The organism is Aneurinibacillus danicus, assembly GCF_007991215.1.
Classification (GTDB): domain Bacteria; phylum Bacillota; class Bacilli; order Aneurinibacillales; family Aneurinibacillaceae; genus Aneurinibacillus; species Aneurinibacillus danicus.
This window is the reverse complement of the sequence record NZ_BJXX01000232.1, coordinates 1-4,963: the sequence shown is the minus strand read 5'-3', so window position 1 is coordinate 4,963 and position 4,963 is coordinate 1. Positions and strand designations below refer to the sequence as shown.

Genomic DNA, 4,963 nt, shown 5'->3' with positions numbered 1-4,963 from the left:
CTTTCTTAGTGCATAGGTTCTTTTTTAGTGTCTAATTTTAGGGTTACAGTTCAGCATGGGAAAAATCGGATTTTTTTCGTATGCTACTGTCCTTAGTGTATATTTTCATTAAAAGAATTTGGTGTTATACCTCAAATAGAAAAGGCGAGGTTTCCCCCGTCCATTTGGTTACATGCTCCTTTAAATATTCATTCTCCGCCTTTATATAAGCCAGTTCTCCCTCAATACTTGCAAACTTCGTCTTTGGTCGTCCTTTTCTCCAGACTGTCCCTCTTCCTCATAAAGTCGAACTGCTTCCGCCTTGAGCTCTGAAGTATACTGTTGAAACTTCTGACCCTTCCTAGCCATAAAAAAATCCCCTCCGGTTGTCAGTGTTATTTGTCCATTTTATCCATGGGCTTTTTCACACTGTCAACCATGAGGGGATAATATCAGACGGGAGGTCTTTTATTTTGGTGCTATTATAATTTTTAAGAAAGCGGATAAGTGGCCGGGAAACGGGGTATGTTAAAAAATGGAACGGTTATGTTTTACATGCAGTGAAAACCAAACAAACAGGAGGAAGTAATAATGAAAAAGATCATATACGGCATTGTAGCCGTTGTCATTCTCGCTTCCGGCATCGCCTATGGAAATTCAAAGCTTGGGACAACCTCCACTTCTCCCGTGTCTGAACCGGCCCAAATACAAACGGAAGCGAAGCGGATACCGATTGGCGAACATAAATTACCGCCGCTCCCGTATGCATATAATGCGCTTGAACCATACATCGATGAGCAGACAATGCGCCTCCACCATGACATTCACCATAAGGCGTATGTAGACGGACTAAACAAAGCGGAGAAAGAGATGCAAAAAGCACGGGAAACCGGGAGCTATGATCTGATCAAGCACTGGGAGCGGGAAGCGGCGTTTAATGGCTCAGGGCACTATCTTCACACTATTTTCTGGAATAATATGAAGCCGAAGGGCGGGGGACCGGCTACGGGATCCATTGCAGAAGAAATCAATACAACTTTCGGTAGCTTCGATAAATTCAAAGCACACTTCTCTGCGGCGGCCGAAAAAGTAGAAGGCTCCGGCTGGGCCCTGCTCGTCTACAGTCCTCAGGCTGGCCGGTTGGAAATTTTGCAGGCTGAAAAGCATCAGAATCTGACTCAGCAGGGCGTCATTCCGCTACTTGTGCTGGATGTATGGGAACATGCGTATTACCTGAGGTACAATAACAAACGGGGCGATTATATCAAGGCATGGTGGAATGTAGTCAATTGGGATGACGTGAATAAAAGATATGCGGAGGCCAAGAAACTAAAATAAAAAATACCCGGACCGCGTTGAAGTGTCCGGGTGTTTTCTTGCGCCAGTTTATTTAGTGCCAAAGTGTTTTACGGGCACGGTATCTCTTCCACCGCCCGGGTGATTTGCAGACCGCAGTTTGAACAACTGAAAATATGCATACATTCATGGGCCAGTTGATCGAGATAGCCGTTCGTCATCGCCACATCGCCCCATTCCCGGTACGGACTATACGGATCGTAAAACGATTCCAGCTTTCCTGCATCCTCCATTAGATGATTGCAGGAGGGGCAGATATGCTGCATGTGCGTCAGTCCATTACAAATTGGGCACATGGACACCGCACTTCCCCCTTTCGCTAATTTCTTCGGTTTAGCAAATTCGCGTATAATGCGTAACTGGCTAGAATGCCGAAAGAAAGGATGGCGGCTAAAAGCCCGGCCACTGGATTGTTACTGCCATAATACAGCATTAGCGGAATACCAACGGTCAAGGCGATAACCACCAGCATATACAGCGTGTAAATTGCGCTTCGCGCCATACAGTCTCACATCCCTTTTTCTGTGAAAATCGTGAGGAAAGAAGATCCGAGGAAGAGAAAGGCGTTCTCTTTTTTTTACATTGAAATCATCGTCTCATTCTTTCCTCTCTTTTCCTTCGTCCTACAAAAGTCAGCCGGCCTTCCCATCATTTCATGTCGGGGCTGCGGCTAACCAGTCATGGTGTTTTTCTTAGAGTCTGCAAGGCGGGCGGGCTGTATACGTGGAAAAGAAAAAGCCCGCAAAATTGCGGACTCTCCCGTCTATATTACATTTTCAGGCTGGAACTATGGGCCGGTTGAACTTTTGCGGCGGGGTCCATATAGGACTTGGCATTATTGACAGCGGTTGGCGCCTCGCCGAAGCCGACGGCAATCAGCTTAATCTTGCCGGGGTATGTCGTAACATCACCGGCTGCATAGATGCCCGGAATGTTTGTTTCCATTTTGGAGTTAACAATAATGGAGCCTTTATCCAGCTCAAGACCCCAGTCTTTAATTGGACCGAGGGAAGAAATAAAGCCGAAGTTCACGATGACGGCATCAACTTCCTCCGTAATCAACTCTTCGGTTTTGCTGTTGCGCAGCGTCACCTTTTCAATTTTGTCTTCGCCGTGCAGTGCGTGCGGTTCAAACGGGGTCAATACATTTACCTTTGACTTCATGAGGTTTTCTACGCTGTGTTCATGCGCCCGGAACTTGTCCCGGCGGTGCACAATCGTTACCTTCTCTGCAATCGGCTCCAGCATAAGAGCCCAATCGACTGCGGAATCTCCGCCGCCGAATACGACCACTTTCTGATCGGCGAACTTATTTAAGTCATCGACAAAATAGTGGAGATTCGATTTCTCGAATTTCTCTGCACCGGCAAGCTCGAGCCTGCGTGGTTCAAATGCTCCTACCCCTGCGGTAATGATGACGGTACGGGAATAATGAATGCCTTTATCTGTCGTAATCTCAAATACGTCTTCTTTCTTTTCCACGTTCATGACTTTTTCTTCAAGGCAGATTTCTGTTTCGAAGTGGGACACTTGTTCTTTTAAGCGATCAATGAGCTCTTGAGCACGGATTTTCGGGAAGCCCGCCACGTCATAAATGTATTTCTCCGGATACAATGCGGAAAGTTGTCCGCCGAGCTGCGGCATGCTTTCAATTACTTTGCAGCTCGACTGCCGCATTCCCGCATAGAATGCGGTGAAAAGACCGGCCGGGCCGCCTCCGACAACCGTAATTTCATATACCTTCTCATCCCTTATAAGACCCATTCTTTCTACACCTCCGCAAATTAAGAAACAAGCAATTCTTTTTTATTATAATGGGGTAAGAAAATATTGAAAAGAAAAAGAATAGAAAGAAACATTATAAAATGCGAATAATTTATGATTGACGAATCCTAAATATTCGTTTTACAATCAAACACGTAAGTCGGCCCTATATTGTGCATATTTTCACTTGAAAAAAGGTAAAAACCGATTTATGATAAAAATGTGAACAATTTGGTAACGGTGAGAGATAATAGTGTGGATGGAACCTCTTTGAGAGGGGAACCTAGTGAAAAAAAGAACAATGCTTCTTTAAGGTTATAAAATTTTAGAGGAAAATGGAAGTGAAAAAATGAGCACACCGAAAATTTTAATCCTGGGAGCGGGATACGGCGGATTAATGACAGCCGTTCGCCTGCAAAAACAACTGAACTATAACGAAGCTGATGTTACGCTGGTAAACAAGCATGATTACCACTACTTTACAACATGGCTCCATGAACCGGCAGCAGGAACCAAAGATCCGGACGATTGCCGCGTCGATATCAAGGATTTACTTGATACGAACAAAGTGAATTTTATCAAGGATACCGTAATGGAAATTAAGCGTGAAGAGAAGAAGGTTCTGCTTGAATCCGGAAAAGCTCTGTCTTACGATTATCTAGTTGTTGGCCTGGGCAGCGAGCCGGAAACATTCGGCATTCAGGGTCTGAAAGAGCATGCTTTCAGCATCCGTAGTATTAACAGTGTACGTGAGATTCGCGAGCATATCGAATACTGCTTCGCGAAGTATAAAATGGAAAAACGCCCGGAACTCTTGACGTTCATTGTCGGTGGCGCAGGCTTCACAGGTATTGAGTTTGTCGGAGAATTATCCGATCGTGTGCCTGAGCTGTGCAAAGAATTTGACGTAGATCCGTCTGTCGTGAAAATCTACAACATCGAGGCAGCACCAACCGTATTACCTGGCTTCGACCCGGAGCTGGTGAATTATGCAATGGAAGTGCTGTCCCGCAAAGGTGTTACGTTCAAGATTAACACACCGATTAAAGAATGCACGCCGGAAGGGGTTGTGCTCGCGGACGGTGAAGAAATTAAGTCCAGCACGGTTGTATGGACAGGCGGCGTGCGCGGCAACTCGATTATCGAAAAGGCTGGCTTCGAAACGATGCGCGGCCGCGTAAAAGTAGATCCATTTCTCCGTGCACCGGGCCACGAAGATGTATTCATCGTGGGTGACGGCGCATTAATCATCAACGAAGAAACAAACCGTCCGTACCCGCCGACGGCGCAGATCGCTATTCAGCAAGGAGAAAATCTGGCACAGAACCTTGTTGCCGTTATCCGTGGCGGCGAGATGAAGCCGTTCGTGCCTGCTCTTAAAGGTACCGTAGCTTCCCTCGGTAAAGGTGAAGCAATCGGGCTTGTCGGTGACAAGAAAATCTACGGTAACACAGCCGCATTGATGAAGAAAGTCATCGATAACCGTTCCCTCTATCTGCTCGGTGGTCTGTCGCTTGTACTCAAAAAAGTGAAGCTGTAAGAAGAGGGATCGCTGTGAGACACGCCAGTGTGCAAGTGCGTGCGCTGCTGACGGACGAAGAGCGTTCGCGTTATGAAAAGTTGTTCGAGGTAGGCAAATACCTTGAATCGCAAAATCGTCATGATTTGGCGTATACGATTCAGCGTGAGCTTGAATTTCTGATTGAGCCGGCCATCGAGCGGCTGCAAGAAAAAGGGCGTCAGCGCGGTAACCGGGACTATCTGGATCCGATTGTGATGCGTGCTAAAAACAATGAGGAACAAGTATAAATGTGTGAAAAGTGGGGAGCCTTCATTAGGAAGGCTCCTTTTTTCTGTGAAAATC

5 protein-coding genes and 1 pseudogene are annotated in these 4,963 nt (G+C 46.3%); 3 read left to right on the top strand and 3 right to left on the bottom strand.

All coding sequences use genetic code 11. The annotated features are described in order from the left end of the window. Nucleotides 1-651 precede the first annotated feature (651 nt). Nucleotides 652-1,317, top strand: a pseudogene (locus ADA01nite_RS21195) (superoxide dismutase); the annotation flags it as partial. A gap of 68 nt (nt 1,318-1,385) precedes the next feature. On the opposite strand, the gene ADA01nite_RS21190 reads toward ADA01nite_RS21195, so the two are convergent. The 3 genes from ADA01nite_RS21190 to ADA01nite_RS21180 all read right to left on the bottom strand — a co-directional run bounded on the left by ADA01nite_RS21190 (nt 1,386) and on the right by ADA01nite_RS21180 (nt 3,099). After that, nucleotides 1,386-1,637 carry a hypothetical protein gene (locus tag ADA01nite_RS21190; RefSeq protein WP_174760636.1) on the bottom strand — a complete coding sequence of 84 codons (252 nt, stop codon included), beginning with the start codon at nt 1,635-1,637 and terminating at the stop codon, nt 1,386-1,388. A gap of 17 nt (nt 1,638-1,654) precedes the next feature. Further along, complete coding sequence (locus ADA01nite_RS21185; RefSeq protein ID WP_146812422.1) at nt 1,655-1,837, bottom strand: hypothetical protein; 183 nt, start codon at nt 1,835-1,837, stop codon at nt 1,655-1,657. Nucleotides 1,838-2,103: 266 nt separating this feature from the next. Next, nucleotides 2,104-3,099 (bottom strand): NAD(P)/FAD-dependent oxidoreductase, encoded by a 996-nt coding sequence (locus tag ADA01nite_RS21180; protein ID WP_146812421.1) that lies wholly within the window; start codon nt 3,097-3,099, stop codon nt 2,104-2,106. A 349-nt stretch (nt 3,100-3,448) separates the two neighbouring features. Here ADA01nite_RS21180 and ADA01nite_RS21175 point away from each other — a divergent pair, with 349 nt between their 5' ends. Then, nucleotides 3,449-4,639 carry an NAD(P)/FAD-dependent oxidoreductase gene (locus ADA01nite_RS21175; RefSeq protein WP_146812420.1) on the top strand — a complete coding sequence of 397 codons (1,191 nt, stop codon included), beginning with the start codon at nt 3,449-3,451 and terminating at the stop codon, nt 4,637-4,639. A gap of 14 nt (nt 4,640-4,653) precedes the next feature. Further along, complete coding sequence (locus ADA01nite_RS21170) at nt 4,654-4,908, top strand: hypothetical protein (protein ID WP_146812419.1); 255 nt, start codon at nt 4,654-4,656, stop codon at nt 4,906-4,908. Nucleotides 4,909-4,963 lie beyond the last annotated feature (55 nt).

What these genes read in the sequence shown, in the direction of transcription:
- ADA01nite_RS21185 (WP_146812422.1), bottom strand. Translation starts at nt 1,837, where the DNA reads ATGGCGCGAAGCGCAATTTACACGCTGTATATGCTGGTGGTTATCGCC.
- ADA01nite_RS21180 (WP_146812421.1), bottom strand. Translation starts at nt 3,099, where the DNA reads ATGGGTCTTATAAGGGATGAGAAGGTATATGAAATTACGGTTGTCGGA.
- ADA01nite_RS21175 (WP_146812420.1), top strand. Translation starts at nt 3,449, where the DNA reads ATGAGCACACCGAAAATTTTAATCCTGGGAGCGGGATACGGCGGATTA.